The following is an 18,536-nucleotide window of genomic DNA, read 5'->3' as shown; positions in this document are numbered from 1 at the left end:
GAACGGTCACCCGGGTCCCGGACGACGGAGTCTACTCGTCCCCGATGACCCCGCCGGGACCGGTGCTCTTGGTGGGTTCCACGCCGGGCAGCGTGGGTGCCGGCAGGGGGTTGCCCGGGAAATTCCGCCCATTGCCCAGGCCCGGGATCGCCGGAATCCCCGGAGTGACCGGGCGGTGCGGCGGCGTCGGAAGGACTCCGCCGCGGCCGACCGCGGGCGGAGTAGCCTCCGGTACCGGAGCGGCTGGGGGTGCAGCCGGCGATTCCGGAGCTTCCGGCTGCCGGTCTGCCGGGGCCGTCTCCGCCGGAACTGGCACGGGAGCCGCCGGAATGTCCGCCGGCGAGGGCTTGGCGGGCTCCGGGGCCATGTCGGGGGTCTCGCCGGAAGGCTGGAAGATGATGCCCACCGTGTGGTTGATACTGTCGCGGAAGTCGCCGCTGGCGGCCGCCACAGCGCCGGCGCCGAGGGTCATGGCACCCACGACGGCGCCGCCGACGATTGCCAGCCTGCGCTTCCGGCCGCGGCGCTCGGCGAGGCTCGTGACGCCGGCCGGCAGCGCCTCGTCGGTATGGTCCGGAGCGGACGCGACAGTCGGCATCGCCGTCGTCGTTGCGGGGGAACCTGCGGCGGCGGAGGTGGAGGCGCTGAGTCCGGGGGCGCCGGCGGCGAGCAGCGCCGCGAGGTCGGCGCGGGGCGCGGGGGCCTGGTCCGGCACCAGTGCGCGGAGCTCCTCCAGCGAGCTGCGGAGCTCGGTGGATCCTTCGAGTCCGGAATCACGGAGCATCGCCTGGATGCTGCCATCCTGCTGGGGTTCGCGTGTTCCGGTCATGATGCTGCGTGGTCCTTTTCGGTGACGAGTTCGCGCAGGGCGCTGAGCCCGCGTCGTTGAAGCTGTTTGATTGCCCCGGGCGTCTTGTCCATGATGCGGGCCACCTGGTCGATGGAGAGGTCCGCGACGATTCGTAGGAGCAGGACTTCCCGTTGCTCGTCATTGAGTAGGGAGAGGGAATCGGAAATGCCGCCCAAGGAACCCAGTGCCTCATCCTCGGCGGACGCGGCGTACCGGGTGTCGTCCCGGGGATCGTATTCGGCCAGGTAGGGCCTGCGTTCGGTCCGCCGGTGGTGATCGACCAGCCTGGCGTGGGCGATGGAGAAGATGAAGGTCCGCAAGCCGCTGTGGCCGCCGGTGACCTTGGCCAGTTTCGGCAGGACATCGACGAAGACGTCCTGGGTGAGCGCCTCGGCGTCGTCCACGCCGCGCGCCCGGAAGTATCCGAGCACCGCGGGTGAAATGACGGTATAGACAGCGCTGAAGCCTGAAGGGTCGCCAGCTAAGGCTGCTGACAATTCGTCATCGCTTAGCTGTTCCGCCAAGAGGCTGTCCTTCCGGTTACTGCTGGGGTGCGGCCCCGGCAAGTTTAGCGGCCGCACCCCCGGTGCCTCCAAAGAGGCGTTCAATGCCTACTTGTTGAGCTCAGGCAGTTCGTTCGACGGCAGGGCCGGAACGGCCGGCGTGCCCGGAACTGCGGGCACGTCCTTGGCGCCCGGCACGGCGGGAACGGCGACGGTCACGCCGGCGTGGGCCTTGGCCTCGGCAGCACCCTTGGCGTTGGCGGCACCTTCAACGGAGACACCGTCCTTGTCAGCTTCGACGGAGCCCTCTGCGGAGCCCTCGGTACCCTCAACGCTGGCGTCACCTGCGGCCGAGCCGTCAGCGGACGGGGAAGCCGGAACGGCGGGGACGCCCGGAACAGCAGGCGCTGCGGGAAGTTCAGGAGTCGCCGGAACCTCGGGGGTTGCCGGGACGGCGGGCGTAGCGTGGTTCACTTCAGCCTGCTGGGTGTTCGAAACCTGGGCCGCGTTGGCCAGGCCGATACCGGAGAATCCTCCAACAGCGAGAATCGCGGCGCCGACAGCAATCTTGGTGGTCTTGCTAACACTCTTCATAAGAAACGTACATCCTTTGTTTTTGTGTGAAGGCTGGCTGAAGCCTGATGGGGGCAGTCAACAGCCCGCTCGTTCAATTGGAAGGCTGGCCAGCGCCCGATGGGGGCGGGCGCCGGCCTGCACTTGCAGTGGAAGGCCGGCCGGATTCCTGGTGGGGGGTCCATCCTCCGGCGGCGCTTACAAAGGAGTAATCGCCGGGGCACGCCAAAAGGTTACGCACCAATCAAAAGTTTTTTTCGGCACCGCTTTCGTCTCACCCGTTGCGCTGTCACTTAATGTCGTTCTCAGCGCTCAGAACGACATTAAGTGACAGCGCAACAGCCTTCAGGAGCGGAAGAGTCCGCTGTAGGCGTTGAGGGCGATCTGGCCACCGAGGTGGGCGTAGAGGACATTGCTGCCGGCCGGGATCTCCCGGCTTTTCACGAGGTCGATCAGTCCGGCGAGGGACTTGCCCTCATAGACGGGGTCCGTGATCATCGCTTCGAGCGAGGCGCCGAGGCGGATGGCTTCGAGGGTGGACTCGACGGGAATTCCGTAGAGGTCCCCGGCCCAGCCCTCCATGACGTTGATTTCTTCATCCCGGAGCTCCCGGCCCAGGCCGATCAGCTCGGCGGTGTTGCGGGCAATGCGTTCCACCTGGTCGCGGGTCTTTTGCAGCGTGGCCGAGGCGTCGATGCCGATCACCCGGCGCGGTTTGTCCTGGCCGGCAAAGCCCGCGATCATCCCGGCGTGGGTGGACCCGGTGACGGTGCAGACGATGATGGTGTCGAAGAAGACGCCGAGCTCTCGCTCCTGCTGTTCCACCTCATAGGCCCAGTTGGCGAAGCCCAGCCCGCCCAGCCGGTGGTCGGAGCCGCCGGCCGGGATGGCGTAAGGCTTGCCGCCGGCGGCCTTCACGTCTTCGATGGCGTTCTCCCAGCTGCTGCGGACGCCGATGTCGAAGCCTGCGCTGTCCAGCCGCACGTCGGCGCCCATAATCCGCGAGAGCAGGATGTTGCCCACACGGTCAGACAGAGGGTCCGGCCAGTCGACCCAGTTTTCCTGGACCAGGCGGGCCTTCAGGCCGAGTTTCGCGGCCACGGCTGCGACCTGGCGGGTGTGGTTGGACTGGTAGCCGCCGATGGAGACGAGGGTGTCGGCGCCCTGGGCCAGGGCATCCGGGACAAAGTACTCCAGCTTCCGGGTCTTGTTGCCGCCAAAGGCGAGGCCGCTGTTGACGTCCTCCCGCTTTGCCCAGATCCGGGCGCCGCCCAGGTGCGCGCTGAGCCGCGGCAGCGGGTGGATGGGGCTCGGCCCAAACATCAGCGGGTAGCGTTCGAAATCGGTGATGGCCATCGACGGTCCTTTGCTCGCGGTGGGGAACTGCTCCTGCACTCCCAAAATGCAATATATTGCATTGTCCGCCAGCGGCCCCCGGATGGGCAAGGGCGATATACGATATGTTGCATGCCAGTTCCCCCTCTCGCCGGAGTCCATAAGCGGCCGCTGCTCCGGGACAACGTCTTTGAATCGCTCCGGAACGCAATCGTGGACGGCACATTCGAGCCCGGCGAGCGGCTGAAGGACACGGAACTGGAAGCTTGGCTGGGCGTCAGCCGCACCCCGATCCGCGAGGCCCTGCTGCGGCTGGAACACGCCGGGCTGGTCATTGCGCTGCCGGGGAAGGCGACCATCGTCGCCCCGTACGACCAGGCCTCAACCCTGAGTTCGCAGCAGGTGGTGGCCGGGCTGCACGAGCTGGCCGCGCGGCTGGCCGTCCCGCTCCTGGCGGAGGACCACCTCTCCGCCATGTCCGAGGCAAATGCGCGCTTCGAACAGGCCCTGCGGGACGCGGACGTCGAAGCGGCGCTCCAGGCCGACGACGACTTCCACGCCGTCTTCGTCACGGTCAGCGGCAACCCCGTCCTCCGGGACCTCCTGGAGCAGACCACCCCCGTCCTGCGCCGCGTGGAGCGGATGCGCTTCGGCTCTTTTGCCGCCCGCGGCTCCGTGGCCCGGCACGCCGAAATCATCAGGCTCGCCCGTCTCGGCGACGCCGACGCTGCCGCCAGGACGTGCCGGGAGAACTGGCTTTCGCTGCGTTTTGCGTCGGCGGACTAGGTCCAACCTCACCACGACTTAAACCACGACGGCGGCGGGCCACCTTTCCAGGTGACCCGCCGCCGTCGTGCGTCAGTTCTTGCGTCAGTCGTTGATCAGGTCGTTGATCACGATGGTCTGGTCGCGGTCCGGGCCGACGCCGATCGCCGAGAAGCGTGTGCCGGAGAGCTTTTCGAGCGCCAGCACGTAGTTCTTGGCGTTCTCCGGGAGATCGTCCAGGGTGCGGGCGCCGGTGATGTCCTCGGTCCAGCCGTCGAAGAACTCAAAGATCGGCTTGGCGTGGTGGAACTCGGTCTGGGTCATCGGCATTTCGTCGTGCCGGACGCCGTCGACGTCGTAGGCCACGCAGACCGGGATCTGCTCGATGCCGGTGAGAACGTCCAGCTTGGTCACGAAGTAGTCCGTGAACCCGTTGACGCGGGAAGCGTGACGGGCCAGCACGGCGTCGTACCAGCCGCAGCGGCGCGGCCGGCCGGTGTTGACGCCGAACTCGCCGCCGGTCTTCTGCAGGTACAGGCCCATCTCATCGAACAGTTCCGTGGGGAACGGCCCTGCGCCCACCCGGGTGGTGTACGCCTTGATGATGCCGATGGAGCGCGAGATGCGGGTGGGGCCGATGCCCGAGCCCACGGAGGCGCCGCCCGCCGTCGGGTTCGAGGAGGTCACGAACGGGTAGGTGCCGTGGTCGACGTCGAGGAAGGTGGCCTGGCCACCCTCCATGAGGACCACCTTGCCCTCGTCCAGCGCCGTGTTCAGGACGAAAGTGCTGTCGATGACCAGCGGGCGAAGGCGTTCGGCGAAGGACAGGAAGTACTCCACGATCTCGTCCACCTCGATGTCGCGGCGGTTGTAGACCTTGACCAGGAGTTCGTTCTTCTGCCGCAGCGAGCCTTCGACCTTCTGCCGCAGGATGGACGCGTCAAAGACGTCCTGCACGCGGATGCCGAGCCGGGCCACCTTGTCCATGTAGGCCGGGCCGATGCCGCGGCCGGTGGTGCCGATGGCGCGGCTGCCGAGGAACCGCTCGGTGACCTTGTCCAGGACCTGGTGGTAGGGCGCCACGAGGTGGGCGTTGGCGGAGATGCGCAGTTTCGAGGTGTCGGCGCCGCGGGCTTCGAGGCCGTCAATTTCCTGGAACAGCGCTTCGAGGTTCACCACGCAGCCGTTGCCGATAATCGGAACCGCGTTGGGGCTCAGGATGCCGGCAGGAAGGAGCTTGAGCTCATACTTCTCACCGCCTACGACGACGGTGTGCCCGGCGTTGTTGCCGCCATTGGGCTTGACGACGTAGTCGACGCGGCCACCAAGCAGGTCAGTGGCCTTGCCTTTGCCTTCGTCGCCCCATTGGGCTCCGACGATCACGATTGCTGGCATGGGATCCTCCCCCATTCGTTCGGGCCGGACTGCGTTTGACCACCAGGTGGCCGCCGCAGCTCAGCGCCGTTCATGAGAATGCCCCGAATCTACCGCTGTGCTCTTACCCAACGCCAGAGTTCCGGGGCTCTTACCACCCAAGTTTAGCCGATTGCGGTGGCGGAGGGTCATTTGACCATCCAATGGACTCATTGCCGGGAGAAATGTGATTGCCTGCACAGACTGCGGCCCCGGCGGCCGCACTCACCCGCACATCGCCTGACCCCAGCAGGATTTCCAGGCAGGAGGCGCCCGCCGCGGCACCGCGCTTCGCCGGGATCCGCGCCTCCGGCAGACATCTCGTTTCGCAGGGCTTGATAGACTAATAAGGATCGATCAGGAATCGGTCCTCACCACATTTTCAAACCACACCGTACTTGGCGCGCCCGGTGCCCGGCGCGCCCGCGTACGGTCTGGCAGCTTTACCAATCCCGCAGGAGACTCAGCAATATATGACAGCCTTGGCCACTGAAAATTCCCGCGAACAGCTTCTGAGCCGCCGCTACGAACCTAGCGTCGCGGCCGTCAACGAGCTGTGCGACACGCTGCAGGCAACCAAAGCTGGCACGAATGTCCCCTACGTGGATCCCATGCACGACGTCGACGAGTGCCGCATCATCAGCCTCTTCTCCAACATCGGAACCGAAGACGAATCGGGTTTCATCACCGCCGGCGACGACGAAGCCGCCGTCCGCCTGCTCGGCGTCCAGTGGAAGCTGGGCCTGCGTCCCGAGTACGTGATGCCGTGGAACGTCCACCCCTGGCACGTCCCGGGCGAGCCCAACGGCAAGTTCACGCCGGACCAGATCTCCGCAGGTCTGAAGCCGCTGCTGAAGTTCCTGGCCCTGGTGCCCCGCGCCTCGGTGATTGTGGCCCACGGCACCGAAGCTAACCGCCTCGCGAACCTGCTCCTCAAGACCGAGGTGCCCATGATCTGGCGCCGCGGCCTCAAGACCTACAAGGTCCGCTCACTCAGCGGCCGCGCCTTCGCCGGCACTCCGGCCCGCCAGGAGCAGTACCTCGATGAAATGGGCACCGTCTACGCGGACGCGATGGCCCGCACGGGCCTGGCCAAAACCAGCTAGCCCTTCTGGTGGCCGCCCGCCGTCGTGCTTTAAAAAGCAACGCGGGGTCACTTCCGGCCCATCCCACGGTGTGGAATGGGCCGGAAGTGACCCCGCGTTGTGGTTAGCGCTTCTCGGCTTCGATGGCTGCCTTGGCGGCGGGGTCGGAGTCCTTGAGGAACTTCTCGATCCGCTCCGGTTCCTCGGCCTCGCCGATCGCCGCTGACGCCCGGCCCAGCGAGTACAGGGCTCGCAGGAAACCGCGGTTGGGTTCGTGCTCCCACGGGATGGGCCCCACGCCGCGCCAGCCGTTGCGGCGCAGCGAATCCAGGCCGCGGTGGTAGCCGACGCGGGAGTAGGCGTAGGAATCGATGGTCCGGCCCTCGGCCCATGCTTCCTCGGCCAGGACGGCCCAGAGCAGCGACGACGTCGGGTGTTTCTCCACCAGGTCCAGGGCCTCCTGGCCGAGCGCTAGGTGCTGGTAAACCTCGGTCTCGGCAGGCAGGAGCGTGGGCTCGGGGCCCATCAGGTTCTTGCGGAACTCGTCTGACATGCCTAGAACGTCTTGCCGGTGGAGCCGAGCTGCTGGGCGGCTTCGACGACGCGGGCCGCGAGGCCGGCCTCGGCGGAGGCGCCCCAGACGCGGGGATCGTACAGCTTCTTGTTGCCGACCTCGCCGTCGACCTTCAGGACGCCGTCGTAGTTGCGGAGCATGTGGTCCACCACCGGGCGGGTGTAGGCGTACTGGGTGTCGGTGTCGATGTTCATCTTGATCACGCCGTAGGAGACGGCGTCGGCGATTTCCTTCTCGGAGGAGCCGGAGCCGCCGTGGAAGACGAGGTCGAACGGGTTGGCCTTGCCGATCTTGGCGCCCACCTGCTCCTGGATGTCCTTGAGGATTTCCGGGCGGAGCTTGACGCCGCCGGGCTTGTAGACGCCGTGCACGTTGCCGAAGGTCAGCGCCGTGATGTAGCGGCCGTTCTCGCCGGAGCCGAGCGCGTCGATCGTGGCCAGGGCGTCCTCGACGGTGGTGTAGAGCTTGTCGTTGATGGCGTTCTCGACGCCGTCTTCCTCGCCGCCGACGGTGCCGATCTCGACCTCGAGGATCATCTTGGCGGCGGCGGTGCGCTCCAGCAGTTCACGGGCGATGCGCAGGTTTTCCTGCAGGGTCTCGGCGGAGCCGTCCCACATGTGCGAGTTGAAGAGCGGGTTGCGGCCGGCCTTGACCTCGGCTTCGGAGGCTGCCAGCAGCGGCAGGACGAAGCCCTCGAGCTTGTCCTTGGGGCAGTGGTCGGTGTGCAGGGCGATGTTGACGCCGTAGTTCTTGGCGACTTCGCGGGCGAACGCGGCGAAGCCGAGCGAGCCGGCCACCATGTCCTTGGTGGACGCGCCGGACCAGTAGGCCGCGCCGCCGGTGGAGACCTGGACGATCCCGTCGGACTCGGCCGCGGCGAAGCCGCGGAGGGCTGCGTTCAGGGTCTGGGAGGAGGTGACGTTGACGGCGGGGAACGCGAAGCCGCCCGTCTTTGCGCGGTCGATCATCTCGGAGTAGATCTCTGGGGTTGCAATGGGCATGCTGACTCCTAAAGTGAATTTCGTCTGCGGGCTGGTGACCCTGGAGTGAACCTCGTCGGCTAGGAACCATCCTAGCCATTCCCGCGCCGGTGGCAGTGGTTCCGGTCACTCGGGCCTGTAATACTCGCTCGCCGCTGGCGGGTCCGGTGTCCCGTCAGCCCCATCGAGTTCGCATTTCGCGGCAGTGTCGCGGGAAAACACTGCCGCGAACTGTCAACTCGAGCGCCAGCCACGGCTCACGAGCGCGTTGCGGACCTTGGCCACGGCTGCAAGATGCCCGCCGGCGAGGTCCAGCCGGGACAGGCGCACCTCAAGCCAGCCGGAGCGCGCCGCAGTATCGGCCCTCCGGATGTCGCGCAGATACTGGTCTTCCCCGTTGTGGTGCGCCCCCTCGTACTGGAGGGCAATCCGCCACTGCGGGTAGGCGGCGTCTGGCCACAGGACGGGACGGGCCGGGCCGCCCCAGGGGTCCTCACCCCGGACAACGTGGTTCAGGACGGGCTCGGGCAGCCCGGCACGGACGAGCAGCAGGCGCAGCCTCGTCTCGGGCGGCGAATCGGCGCCCACCCGGATAAGCTCGACGGCGGTCCGGGCCTTCCGTATGCCGCGGCTTCCCCGGTGCAGCTCCAACATGCACCGCAGTTCCTCGATGCTGCACAGCGATTCCCGGGGGACGGGGAACTCCGGCCCGTGCTCGCAGACCAGAGAATCGCCGACCACCACGAGGTCATCGGAGCTGAGTACCGAGGCAAGATCCAGCCAGGTCCGGGCGGGCGAGGTGAGCCGGACGCCGTCGAGCTCCACCACTTCATCCGGGAGGAGTGCCAGCTGGTGCCCCACGACGTTGACCCGCCGCGGCGTGCTGCGTCCCCGGCGCCGGGCGAGGTGGATGCGCCAGTCCTCCTCCAGCCAGCCGGGAAGGGGCGCGCGCCAGAGGCGTGCCGCCGACCCGAGACTGAGGGTGGCCTCGTCGTCGAGGTCGGTGTAGGCGCGCAGGGCATCGGATCCGGCGGCGGCAGAGCCCGACGGGACCCGGATGCCGCGGGAGACGGTCACCAGGTCGTGCGCCGCGGTGCGCGTGCGGGTGACGCCTGCCTTGTCCGCGGCCCGCAGCGAGAAGGATCCGGTGGTCAGGTGGAGCGGAAGCGGTGCCCTGCGCATGGCCCATTGTGCCTGCTGCCGTCAGATCCCGGCGGGGTTATCCACAGCTCCGCACCCCTCGGCGCATCGAGTACGCATTTCGCGGCAATGTTTCTCGAAAACACTGCCGCGAAGTGCCAACTCGACGCGGGCGCTACCCCGGGAGCTGGTTGAACACGTGCCGCCGGATCCAGGCATGCATCGCGATGGCCGCGGCCGAGGCGGCGTTGATGGAGCGGGTGGAGCCGAACTGTTCGATCGACAGGGTGTCCACCGCCGCCTCGTGGACCTCGGGGCTCAGCCCGGGTCCCTCCTGCCCGAACACGAGCACACAATCGCGGGGCAGTTCATAGGTTTCCAGCGGGACGGAGTCCGGGAAGATGTCGATGCCGATGATCGCCAGGCCCTCCCCCTCCGCCCAGCTCACGAAGTCCGCGACCGTGGGGTGGTGGCGGACGTGCTGGTACCGGTCGGTGACCATGGCGCCGCGGCGGTTCCAGCGGCGCCGTCCGATGATGTGCACTTCCTTGGCCAGGAACGCGTTGGCGCTGCGGACGACGGTGCCGATGTTCATGTCGTGCTGCCAGTTCTCGATCGCGATATGGAAGTTGTGGCGCCGCGAATCGAGCTCGGCCACGATCGCCTCGTGCTTCCAGTAGCGGTACTTGTCCAGCACGTTGCGGCGGTCCCCGTCCGTCAAAAGGTCCGGATCCCAGTGCTCGCCCTCTGGCGTTTCGCCCTCCCAAGGACCCACGCCGACCTCCGCCTTGGGCTCCGCGTCGGCCGCCGCCTCGCTGGCGTTTCCAGCGGGCGGGCCGGAAAGGGTTTCGCTGGGTACCTCTGGTTCAGTCACGACTCAACATTAGACTGGGACTGGCATCGGCACATTATCGGCGGAGGACAGCATGGCGGCGCAGCAGGAAGACCACAGGGACGGCTCGGAGCACGTGCATTCTTCAAAATCGCTGTACCGCAGCGGCCAGGAGATCGAGTGCTGGCTGACCGATATGGACGGAGTCCTGGTCCACGAAAACCAGCCCATCCCGGGCGCCTCGGAACTCATCCAGCGCTGGGTGGACACCTCCAAGCGGTTCCTCGTCCTGACCAACAATTCCATCTTCACGCCCCGGGACCTCGCCGCACGGTTGAAGAGTTCGGGCCTGGAAATCCCCGAGGAGAACATCTGGACCTCGGCCCTGGCCACCGCCCAGTTCCTCAAGGACCAGGTGCACGGCTCGGATTCCGGCAACCGCGCCTACACGATCGGCGAGGCGGGCCTCACGACGGCGCTGCACGAGGCAGGTTTTATCCTCACCGACCAGGACCCGGACTTCGTGGTCCTCGGCGAAACCCGGACCTACTCCTTTGAGGCCATCACCATGGCCATCCGGCTGATCCTGGGCGGTGCCAGGTTCATCGCCACCAACCCGGATGCCACCGGGCCCTCGAAGGACGGCCCGATGCCTGCCACCGGCGCGATCGCGGCGCTCATCACCAAGGCGACCGGCCGGGAGCCCTACATTGTGGGCAAGCCGAACCCGATGATGTTCCGGTCGGCCATGAACCAGATCGACGCGCACTCGGAAACCACCGCCATGATCGGTGACCGGATGGACACCGACATCATCGCCGGCATGGAGGCGGGGCTGCACACGGTGCTGGTGCTCAGCGGGATCACCCACAAGGACGACATTGCCGCCTACCCGTTCCGGCCCAACCAGGTCCTGAACTCCGTCGCGGACCTGAAGAACCAGATCTAGGCACGCAACTGGAACCCTAAAACGCGGTCTTTTTGCCTCCGCCGGAGGGCAGCGGGAAGAGTTCGTCCTCCAGTCCCTCGATGACCGGCCGGTAGACGAACGGACTCCAGCCCGGGCTGGCGTGCGCCGGCCGGGCGCCGTCGGTCCGTTGCGAGTCGGAGGCCATGTTGTCCTTGAAGGTCAGGGACCAGGAGTCGCGGGCCGTGCCGTAGTCCACGGTCTGGTCGCGGGGATTGCCAATAAAAGCCATCTTCGTCCCGCCGAGCTTGCCCGCGAAGCGGGTGGCATCAAAGTGGTAGATGTAAGCGGACTCGGACTGGATCAGGACGCTGGACGGCGCAATCGGCGAGAGCTGTTCCAGGGTCTGGTCCAGGATCTGCCCCCAGCTGCGCTCGTCCTTGTGCAGCATCCGCTCGCCCAGTTCATAGCCGCCGCGCACCACCGTGGGGAACCGGAACCCGCTCTCGTAGAGGAACACAACCCCCTCAAACCAGCTCTGGTCCAGCACGTCGTACTTGCTGTACGGGCTGGAATCCAACAGGATGAACGCCACCTCAATGCCGTGCAGCTCCCTCAGCCGGGCTGCGACCTGGGTGGCCACCATGCCACCGAAGCTGTGCCCGTAGAAGTAGAGCTGGTCGAGCTGGTGGGCCCGGGCGTGCTCCACCACCGCGATCACGATTTCGTCGATGTCCAGGCCCACGTTGGAGTATCCGACGGCGGCGAGCTGGCCGCGCTTGTTCAGCGCCCCGCGCAGAGCGTTCAGGATCCACAGGGCTTCCTCCCAGCTCGTTTTGTAACCGGGAAAGAGGAACCAGCTGGCGTGGGGGAAGTACTTCTCGGCGGTCTCGTCCGGCACGGTGAGGATTTTGTGGACCCGGCGTTCGGCCTGCACCCGCCGGGTGAACAACATATCGGCCGCCAGCACGGAGGCAGCCCCCGTGCCGATCAGGAAGCCCCGCCGGGAGAACCTCGTAAGTTCGGCGGCGTGCCGAAGCACGCGGGCGTCGGCGTCGCCGGCCCCGCCTACATTCTCAAAGTCAGGCACATGCGGCACATCTCTACCGTAGCCACCGGGGCAGGCGGATCAGAAACGGCGCCGGATAACAGCTCAGCCACAGTCCGGCGGCCGGTCCTGCCTACACGGTTTCGGGTTCGCGGCCCACTTCGCGGCGGCTGATCTCCAGGCCGATGTCGTCGTAGGTGGCCAGGAGTCCCGAACGGGCCATATCGGCGGGGTTGTCCAGCAGGCCAAACACGGAATCGCTGGCGGCCAGCAGTTCGTCATCCGAGAAGCCTGCGAGCGGACGCGTACCGGAGGCGTCGATGGAGGCCTTGAATTCCCCGGCCAGATCCAGGGGCTGCAGCGCGGCCGCCGGATCAAAAACCTGCGCGGAAAGCTCCAGCGAAACACCCTTTCCGGTTCTCAGCGCGCCCGCCACGTCCCCGGCGATGGCACCGCCGTCGACCGCGTTAAGGTCGTTGCGGAGTCCGGCCAGCGCCGCTGACTCGACGAAAGGGGCACCCCCGAGTTCAACACGGATGTGTGAGGTGATGCCCATCTGGCGGATGCGCTGGATGGTCTGCATGAGGGAGGGGCGGGAGGCCTGCGTCAGGCTGCCAAGAACGTCGATCCGGACGGTGTCTGAGACGGTATCGATCTTGACGTGGGCATTAAGAGACTGGTCCATAGGTACTCCAGAAATTAAGGAATCTATGGCCGACGGCTCAACCTCACCCAGCGTATAGGCCAACAGCGGGGCGCACAAGTCATATCGCGCTACCGGTTCAGCCGGCTTCTTGCCTGCCGGGCTCCTCGAAGTGGGTACGGGACGCGGTGCCGCCCACGGACTGGACCAGGGAGGTGGCGATGTCACGGAGCTTGACGTTGCCGTTGCTCGACGCGTCCGTCAGGATCCTGACGGCCGTCTCCTGGTTGCAGCGGTTCTGCGCCATAACGATCCCGATGGCCATGTCGATCACGGTGCGGGATTCAAGGGTGGCCCGGAGGTTCGTGGCACTGTCCGTGTGCAAAGAGAATCGGACGGCCAGACGCAGCGCCTGGGAGATTTCGCGGGTGTAGCCGCGCGCCCGGGCGGCGACATCGCCGTCGAACTTGCGCGGCACATCGGAATAGAGGTTGAGCGCTGCCTGGGCTTCGCCCTGCAGGTGGAACGGCACGGAGAGCACCGAGCGCAGTCCGTGCGAGGCGACGGCACTGGCATAGTCCGGGCCCCAGCGGTCCTCTTCAAACAGGTCCGGAACGTAGACTTCACGCTCTTCCTGCGCGGCCGTCAGGCACGGGCCCTGCGAGAGCCGGTACTGGATTTCGTCCACCTCGCGGGCGGAGTCGCTGCTCCAGCCGATGGTCGCGGCCTTGCGGTCGCGCAACAGGGTGATCCCGCACAGCGCATCGTCCCCGGCGCCCGCCACCTGGTGCGCGGAGAACCGGGCAAGTTCGTTGAGGAAGTCCTCGAAATCTGCGCTGTCCAGGATGAGGTTCTGGATCTGGTTTACGGTGCTGAGGGGTTCAGCTCCGAGGAGTTCTTCGGGAAGGAGCATGGCGCGTGGTCTCCGGGGGGCGTGTTCTGGTGGGTGTAAGTCATAATAAATCACGCCACATCCACCGTCTACACGTGTCCGCTAAGGGGTGAACCGCCTAGTTCAGGCCGAGTTCGTCCTTGCCGAAGGCGAAGAGGTAGGGAACACCGGCCTCGGCCTCGATCTTTTCCTTGGCGCCGGTGTCGCGGTCCACGATCACAGCGACGGCGACGACGTTTCCGCCCGCCTTGCGGACGCCCTCGACGGCGGTCAGCGCGGAGCCGCCGGTGGTGGACGTGTCTTCCAGCACCAGCACCTTGCGGCCTTCGACGGAGGGGCCCTCCACCTGGCGGCCCATGCCGTAGGACTTCTGCGCCTTGCGGACCACGAAAGCGTCCACGGGGCGTCCGGCGTCGACGGCGGAGTGCATCACGGCGGTGCCCACGGGGTCGGCGCCCATCGTGAGCCCGCCCGCACACTCAAAGTCGATCCCGGCGTCGTCCAGCAATGAGAGCATGACCTGGCCGACCAGCTTGGAGGCCTCGTGGTGCAGCGTGATCCGGCGCAGGTCGATGTAGTAGTCGGCTTCGGCGCCGCTGGAGAGGATGACCTTACCGCGGACGACGGCCAGCTCCTTGATCAGTTCAAGCAGGCGGGCACGGGCGGCAGCGGCGTCGGCTGCAGGGGCACTGGTGGCAGTCATGGGACCCAGTTTAGTGGCTGGGCGGTACTGGATTCCCCGCCGGCGTCCTACATGTCGGCGGCCGCCGGACGGCTAAGAACGCTGCGGGGCGCGCCGGGCGAAGGCCGGTGCGTGTTCGGGCCGCGGCCCGAAGGCGATGAAGCGGGGAATGATGGTGCGGAACGCCGGAACGTGCCGGGCGACGAAGAGTGCCGCGGCCGGAAACCTTGTCCGTTTCCCGGACATGATCGGGCCGAAGATCGCGCGTTGCATGATCCTTTGGACGGTCTGCACGACGACGGTGGGCAGCCGCCGCCGTCGTTCCACTTTCTCCAGGTCCGCCGTGGTCACCTGGCCCCGGAGCAGGGCGGGGGCCAGGTACTCGGCGGCGGCCGCAGCGTCCTGGATGGCGAGGTTGATTCCGACGCCGCCGGCCGGCGACATCGCATGCGCCGCGTCCCCGATGCACAGCAGCCCGTTGATGTGCCATGAGTGCAGCCGGTTCAGGCGCACATCCAGCCAGTGGAGGTCGTCGAGGGACGCGATGGTGTCAACCCGGTCCGCAAGGTCCGGGCGGAGCGCCGCGACCCGCCGTCGGAAGCCCTCGACGCCTTCCGCGCGGATCCGGGCGTCGGCGCCTTTGGCGGCGAGGTAGCCCATTTGGTAGTAGTCGGTGCGGAACAGTGCCAGCAGCGCCTCGCCGGGACCGAACGCCGGGACGAGTCCCGCTACCTCACCCGTTTCGGAGGGATAGCGGGGCAACCGGAACCACCAGGTGTCGAAGGGCACCGGGAACTCTTGCGGGGCCAGTCCGGCGGCGGTGCGCAGCGCGGAATGGCGGCCGTCTGTGGCAACCACGAGGTCCGCCAGGAGTTCGTCCGGCCTGCCGTCGGGCGTCCGGAAGCGGACTCCGCGGACCCGGCCCCCGTTGCGGACCAGCCCGGTGGCCGTGTGGCTCATAAGCAGCGTGAACCCCGGTTCCTGGGCGGCGGCGTCGGCGAGGAAGCTCAGGAAGTCCCATTGCGGCATCATGGCGACGTAGTTGTACGGCGGCGGCAGGGCGTCAAAATCGCCCATGGTCACCGGCGGCCCGCCCGGGACCGGGAAGACGACATTCTTTAGGCGGCTCTGCGGCAGCCGGCGGAATTCCTGGCCGAGTCCGAGTTCGTCAATGAGCCGGATGGTGGACGGATGCACGGTGTCGCCGCGGAAGTCGCGCAAGAAGTCCGCGTGCTTCTCCAAAACCGTTACCCGTACCCCGGCCCTCGCCAGGAGCAATCCGAGCATCATCCCCGCAGGTCCGCCACCCACCACCGCACATCCGGTCCTCTCCATGGCCATACGCTACGCCTGCAGGCGGCGGCGCGGGAGGGTTTGGATGCGCACGTTTCGGACACGCGCGGCCGTTCCGGACCGGCGCGGCGGGGATCCGCGTAGCGCCGGCCCGAAACCCTGGCGGCAGTCCGAAACCGCAGCCCTCAGAGCCGGGTGTCGAAGGAATCGCAGAAGACGTTCTCGTTGAACGTGCCCTGGAATTCCGACTTGCCCTGGATCTTCTCGATGGTTGCCCGGATGGCTTCCCGGGATCCGGCGTGGGCGTGAATGGCGGTCTTCACCATCGGCACGTCAATCAGGTGGTTGGGCTGGTTGAGCGAGACGAACACGGTGGGGACCTCGGTGACGTACCAGGGGATTTCCGCGGCCATCGGTGTGGACCACTTGATCCGGATGGCAGCCTCCTGGGCGAAGCCCTTGACGTTGGCGAACACGAAGGCGGCATCGTACTTGTCCGCGTAGTCGCCGGTGGCTTCCTCGGAGATGACCGACATGAAGTTCACGCCGGTCTCCCCTGCCGCCTCGCGCTGGTCGGCCGTTTTGAACAGGTGAACCTCGAACCCGGCGCTCTCCAGTTCGGCCTTGACGGTGTCCAGGTAGGCCAGCGGGTCGGCGCGGGTGAAGTCCGAGCCCCCGGAGATGCCGTACAGCCGGATGCGTTTGTGCGTCTCCGGGGTGATGGGCAGGTTGCTGGCGGTGTCCTTGACCAGGGTGACGGTCTTGTCCGCGATCGCCGCCGCCACGGCACGGTGGGCTGCGCTGCCGATGAGCTGCAGAGCCTCGACGGGCGGGACCAGCTCCTGGCGCGCCGTCCGGTGCAGGCCCAGCGAGGCCTTGAGGCCCAGGATCCGGCGCAGCGCGTCGTGCAGGCGCTGTTCGGTGATGACACCGGATTTGTACCCGTCCAGCATGTACTTGAAGTCCTCTGCCGGGTTGCGGAAGAACAGGAACATGTCGCAGCCGGCGGCGATGGTGGCCGGAACCAGGTCCCTGCGCCGCTTTGCCTGGGTCAGCCCGATCATCTGGGAGGCGTCCGTGAGGACCAGGCCGTTGAAGCCCAGCTCGCCGCGGAGCAGGTCCTGGAGCAGTTCCGGCGCCAATGTCGCGGGCAGGATGTCCTTGTCCGCCAGGCCGGGCCGGAAGTGCCGGGACAGCCCGGGCGCCCCGATGTGCCCGATCATGATGGACTGCACGCCGTGCCCGATCATCGCGCGGTACACGTGCCCGTAGCTCCGGTTCCACTCCTCGTAGCCGAGGGTGTTGTAGGAGGTGACCACGTGCTGGTCGCGTTCGTCCATGCCGTCGCCGGGGAAGTGCTTCATGGCGCAGGCGGTGGGTGACTCGCTGATGCCGTCGAAGTATTCCTTGGCGCGCTCCACCACGATTTCCGGGGTGTTGCCGAACGCCCGGGTGGAGATGACGGTATTGCGCCAGTTGTAGTGGATGTCCACGATCGGCGCGAACGCCCAGTTGCAGCCCAGCGCCGCGGTTTCCACGCCGGCCACCTGCCCCATGTGCCGGGCGATGGCTTTGTCCGGGTGCGAGCCGGCCTGCAGGTGCGTCGACACAAACGTTCCGTCGTCGCAGCTTCCGGCGCCGCCCATTTCGGGATTGGAGGCCACCAGGAGCGGGATGCGGGTCTTGGACTGTGCGTAGCGGATGTGTTCCTGTACCGCGGCGGACGGTCCGGGCCGGTAGCGCATGCCGCCGACGTGGAAGTTCTCCAGCACGCCGTCGAGGTACTCCGGTGAGTAGTCGTTGTTGTGGTTGATGAACAGCTGCCCGATTTTTTCCTCGAGGCTCATCCCGGCGATGGTGGAATCCACCCAGGCCACGGCGTCGTCGTCGAGGTTGAACGGTGCGGCCTGAAGGTCGACGTCGAACCGGCGCGGTTGGGTGCCTGCGGCACCGGACGCGTCAGCACCGCCGGTCTCCGCTGCCGCGGCGGAGCCGGCGGCGGCGCCAATGGCGGCCAGCGCTTCGGTCACCACCTGGCTGACCGGGCCGGCGATGTCCACCAGGATCCCGGTTTCGTCGGCCTCGAGCGGTTCCAGCGTTGCCAGCTGGGAGTCAAGCAGCGCGGCAGGCATGAAGTGGCCGGAGCGGCCTTCGAGCCGGGACCCCAGGACCTCTTTGCTGCCGTGCAGGTGCAGGAACACGGTGCCGGGCGCCAGGGCCCGGATGGCGTCCCGGTAGCAGCGCTTAAGCGCGGAGCAGGCGAGCACCAGCCCGCCGTCTCCGGCGTTGGCGAGCTCTGTGCCCACGGTGGCGAGCCAGGGCCAGCGGTCCTCGTCCGTCAGCGGGGTGCCGGCCGCCATCTTGGCGACGTTCTCCACGGGGTGAAGTGAGTCGCCGTCGAGGAAGGGTGCGCCGAGTCCGCGGGCGACGAGGTCGCCGATGGTCGTCTTGCCGCACCCGGAGACGCCCATAACAACGATGGGTGGTCCGGTGTGGCCTGCCGTGACAGGTTCGACGGGGGTCACCTGTTGTGTCCGCTCACCAGTCATGGACGGTGCCGTCGACGAGGCGGTTGTAGGGCAGGTAGGCCTGCTGGTAGGGGAACGCCGCGGCGGCTTCCTCGTTGAACTCGACGCCGATGCCGGGCTTGTCGCCCGGGTGCAGGTACCCGTCCACGAACGTCATGGACTGCTCGAAGACCTCGTTGGTCTTGTCCGAGTGCTGCATGTATTCCTGGATCCCGTAGTTATGGATCGCCAGGCCCACGTGCAGCTGTGCTGCGAACCCGACCGGGGAAATGTCGGTGGGGCCGTGGAAGCCGGACTTGATCTGGTACTGCGCGGCGAAATCCATCACCTTCTTCAACGGGCTGATGCCGCCGAAGTGCGTGGACGCGGCCCGCACGTAGTCGATCAGCTGTTCCTTGATCAGGGTCTGGTAGTCCCAGACGGTGTTGAAGATTTCACCGATCGCCAGCGGCGTGGTGGTGTGCTGGCGGACCAGGCGCAGGCCTTCCTGGTT

The 18,536-nt window shown here is 67.0% G+C and carries 19 protein-coding genes; 3 read left to right on the top strand and 16 right to left on the bottom strand.

What is annotated here, in order from left to right:
* Positions 1-31 precede the first annotated feature (31 nt).
* From AC1DC5_RS17380 to AC1DC5_RS17365, 4 genes are all read right to left on the bottom strand, one after another.
* Positions 32-829, bottom strand: a complete 798-nt coding sequence (locus tag AC1DC5_RS17380; RefSeq protein WP_476865980.1) for a hypothetical protein — start codon at positions 827-829, stop codon at positions 32-34.
* Positions 826-1,374, bottom strand: a complete 549-nt coding sequence (locus tag AC1DC5_RS17375) for an RNA polymerase sigma factor (RefSeq protein WP_476865979.1) — start codon at positions 1,372-1,374, stop codon at positions 826-828. Before AC1DC5_RS17375 ends, AC1DC5_RS17380 begins: the two co-directional genes overlap by 4 nt.
* A gap of 87 nt (positions 1,375-1,461) precedes the next feature.
* Positions 1,462-1,947: a hypothetical protein gene (locus AC1DC5_RS17370; protein WP_476865978.1), complete on the bottom strand. Its 486-nt coding sequence runs from the start codon at positions 1,945-1,947 to the stop codon at positions 1,462-1,464.
* A 324-nt stretch (positions 1,948-2,271) separates the two neighbouring features.
* On the bottom strand, positions 2,272-3,282 hold the full coding sequence (locus AC1DC5_RS17365) for a 1-aminocyclopropane-1-carboxylate deaminase (RefSeq protein ID WP_476865977.1): 1,011 nt from the start codon (positions 3,280-3,282) through the stop codon (positions 2,272-2,274).
* 111 nt (positions 3,283-3,393) lie between these two features.
* On the opposite strand from AC1DC5_RS17365, the gene AC1DC5_RS17360 reads away from it, so the two are divergent.
* Entirely contained in the window at positions 3,394-4,047 is a 654-nt protein-coding gene (locus AC1DC5_RS17360) for a GntR family transcriptional regulator (protein WP_476865976.1), read from the top strand.
* An 84-nt stretch (positions 4,048-4,131) separates the two neighbouring features.
* Here AC1DC5_RS17360 and AC1DC5_RS17355 read toward each other — a convergent pair whose 3' ends face one another.
* A complete protein-coding gene (locus AC1DC5_RS17355) occupies positions 4,132-5,421 on the bottom strand; it encodes an adenylosuccinate synthase (protein ID WP_441406983.1) in 1,290 nt (429 codons plus the stop codon).
* 491 nt (positions 5,422-5,912) lie between these two features.
* Here AC1DC5_RS17355 and AC1DC5_RS17350 point away from each other — a divergent pair, with 491 nt between their 5' ends.
* Positions 5,913-6,545: a uracil-DNA glycosylase family protein gene (locus tag AC1DC5_RS17350; protein WP_441406982.1), complete on the top strand. Its 633-nt coding sequence runs from the start codon at positions 5,913-5,915 to the stop codon at positions 6,543-6,545.
* A gap of 103 nt (positions 6,546-6,648) precedes the next feature.
* Here the strand turns inward: AC1DC5_RS17350 and AC1DC5_RS17345 are convergent, their stop codons facing one another.
* From AC1DC5_RS17345 to AC1DC5_RS17330, 4 genes are all read right to left on the bottom strand, one after another.
* Positions 6,649-7,077, bottom strand: a complete 429-nt coding sequence (locus AC1DC5_RS17345; RefSeq protein ID WP_441406981.1) for a DUF3151 domain-containing protein — start codon at positions 7,075-7,077, stop codon at positions 6,649-6,651.
* Positions 7,078-7,079: 2 nt separating this feature from the next.
* Entirely contained in the window at positions 7,080-8,099 is a 1,020-nt protein-coding gene (gene fbaA, locus AC1DC5_RS17340; RefSeq protein ID WP_476865975.1) for a class II fructose-bisphosphate aldolase, read from the bottom strand.
* 213 nt (positions 8,100-8,312) lie between these two features.
* On the bottom strand, positions 8,313-9,260 hold the full coding sequence (locus AC1DC5_RS17335) for a hypothetical protein (RefSeq protein ID WP_476865974.1): 948 nt from the start codon (positions 9,258-9,260) through the stop codon (positions 8,313-8,315).
* A 133-nt stretch (positions 9,261-9,393) separates the two neighbouring features.
* On the bottom strand, positions 9,394-9,993 hold the full coding sequence (locus AC1DC5_RS17330) for a TrmH family RNA methyltransferase (protein WP_476866020.1): 600 nt from the start codon (positions 9,991-9,993) through the stop codon (positions 9,394-9,396).
* Positions 9,994-10,144: 151 nt separating this feature from the next.
* Between AC1DC5_RS17330 and AC1DC5_RS17325 the strand changes: the two genes are divergently transcribed.
* On the top strand, positions 10,145-10,999 hold the full coding sequence (locus tag AC1DC5_RS17325; RefSeq protein ID WP_476865973.1) for an HAD-IIA family hydrolase: 855 nt from the start codon (positions 10,145-10,147) through the stop codon (positions 10,997-10,999).
* Positions 11,000-11,015: 16 nt separating this feature from the next.
* Here AC1DC5_RS17325 and AC1DC5_RS17320 read toward each other — a convergent pair whose 3' ends face one another.
* The 7 genes from AC1DC5_RS17320 to AC1DC5_RS17290 all read right to left on the bottom strand — a co-directional run.
* Positions 11,016-12,047 carry a thioesterase domain-containing protein gene (locus AC1DC5_RS17320; RefSeq protein WP_476865972.1) on the bottom strand — a complete coding sequence of 344 codons (1,032 nt, stop codon included), beginning with the start codon at positions 12,045-12,047 and terminating at the stop codon, positions 11,016-11,018.
* A gap of 91 nt (positions 12,048-12,138) precedes the next feature.
* Positions 12,139-12,690 (bottom strand): hypothetical protein, encoded by a 552-nt coding sequence (locus AC1DC5_RS17315; RefSeq protein ID WP_476865971.1) that lies wholly within the window; start codon positions 12,688-12,690, stop codon positions 12,139-12,141.
* Between the two features lie 97 nt (positions 12,691-12,787).
* Entirely contained in the window at positions 12,788-13,561 is a 774-nt protein-coding gene (locus AC1DC5_RS17310; RefSeq protein ID WP_441406974.1) for a GAF and ANTAR domain-containing protein, read from the bottom strand.
* A 97-nt stretch (positions 13,562-13,658) separates the two neighbouring features.
* Entirely contained in the window at positions 13,659-14,243 is a 585-nt protein-coding gene (gene pyrE / locus AC1DC5_RS17305) for an orotate phosphoribosyltransferase (RefSeq protein WP_476865970.1), read from the bottom strand.
* 72 nt (positions 14,244-14,315) lie between these two features.
* On the bottom strand, positions 14,316-15,557 hold the full coding sequence (locus tag AC1DC5_RS17300) for an FAD-dependent oxidoreductase (protein ID WP_476865969.1): 1,242 nt from the start codon (positions 15,555-15,557) through the stop codon (positions 14,316-14,318).
* A gap of 143 nt (positions 15,558-15,700) precedes the next feature.
* Positions 15,701-17,986 carry a gluconokinase, GntK/IdnK-type gene (locus AC1DC5_RS17295; RefSeq protein WP_476866019.1) on the bottom strand — a complete coding sequence of 762 codons (2,286 nt, stop codon included), beginning with the start codon at positions 17,984-17,986 and terminating at the stop codon, positions 15,701-15,703.
* A gap of 67 nt (positions 17,987-18,053) precedes the next feature.
* A partial coding sequence (locus AC1DC5_RS17290) for an enolase C-terminal domain-like protein (RefSeq protein WP_476865968.1) occupies positions 18,054-18,536 on the bottom strand: 483 nt, incomplete at its 5' end.

It is taken from the genome of Arthrobacter sp. 10L424, from assembly GCF_056395325.1.
The sequence above is the reverse complement of the archived record's forward strand: the minus strand, read 5'-3'. Positions and strand labels throughout refer to the sequence as shown.

Bases quoted from the DNA above. Each gene is read 5' to 3' on its own strand.
- AC1DC5_RS17380 (WP_476865980.1), bottom strand. From the start codon at position 829: ATGACCGGAACACGCGAACCCCAGCAGGATGGCAGCATCCAGGCGATG.
- AC1DC5_RS17370 (WP_476865978.1), bottom strand. From the start codon at position 1,947: ATGAAGAGTGTTAGCAAGACCACCAAGATTGCTGTCGGCGCCGCGATT.
- AC1DC5_RS17365 (WP_476865977.1), bottom strand. From the start codon at position 3,282: ATGGCCATCACCGATTTCGAACGCTACCCGCTGATGTTTGGGCCGAGC.
- AC1DC5_RS17360 (WP_476865976.1), top strand. From the start codon at position 3,394: ATGCCAGTTCCCCCTCTCGCCGGAGTCCATAAGCGGCCGCTGCTCCGG.
- AC1DC5_RS17355 (WP_441406983.1), bottom strand. From the start codon at position 5,421: ATGCCAGCAATCGTGATCGTCGGAGCCCAATGGGGCGACGAAGGCAAA.
- AC1DC5_RS17350 (WP_441406982.1), top strand. From the start codon at position 5,913: ATGACAGCCTTGGCCACTGAAAATTCCCGCGAACAGCTTCTGAGCCGC.
- AC1DC5_RS17345 (WP_441406981.1), bottom strand. From the start codon at position 7,077: ATGTCAGACGAGTTCCGCAAGAACCTGATGGGCCCCGAGCCCACGCTC.
- fbaA (WP_476865975.1), bottom strand. From the start codon at position 8,099: ATGCCCATTGCAACCCCAGAGATCTACTCCGAGATGATCGACCGCGCA.
- AC1DC5_RS17335 (WP_476865974.1), bottom strand. From the start codon at position 9,260: ATGCGCAGGGCACCGCTTCCGCTCCACCTGACCACCGGATCCTTCTCG.
- AC1DC5_RS17325 (WP_476865973.1), top strand. From the start codon at position 10,145: ATGGCGGCGCAGCAGGAAGACCACAGGGACGGCTCGGAGCACGTGCAT.
- AC1DC5_RS17315 (WP_476865971.1), bottom strand. From the start codon at position 12,690: ATGGACCAGTCTCTTAATGCCCACGTCAAGATCGATACCGTCTCAGAC.
- AC1DC5_RS17310 (WP_441406974.1), bottom strand. From the start codon at position 13,561: ATGCTCCTTCCCGAAGAACTCCTCGGAGCTGAACCCCTCAGCACCGTA.
- pyrE (WP_476865970.1), bottom strand. From the start codon at position 14,243: ATGACTGCCACCAGTGCCCCTGCAGCCGACGCCGCTGCCGCCCGTGCC.
- AC1DC5_RS17300 (WP_476865969.1), bottom strand. From the start codon at position 15,557: ATGGAGAGGACCGGATGTGCGGTGGTGGGTGGCGGACCTGCGGGGATG.
- AC1DC5_RS17295 (WP_476866019.1), bottom strand. From the start codon at position 17,986: ATGGGCGTCTCCGGGTGCGGCAAGACGACCATCGGCGACCTCGTCGCC.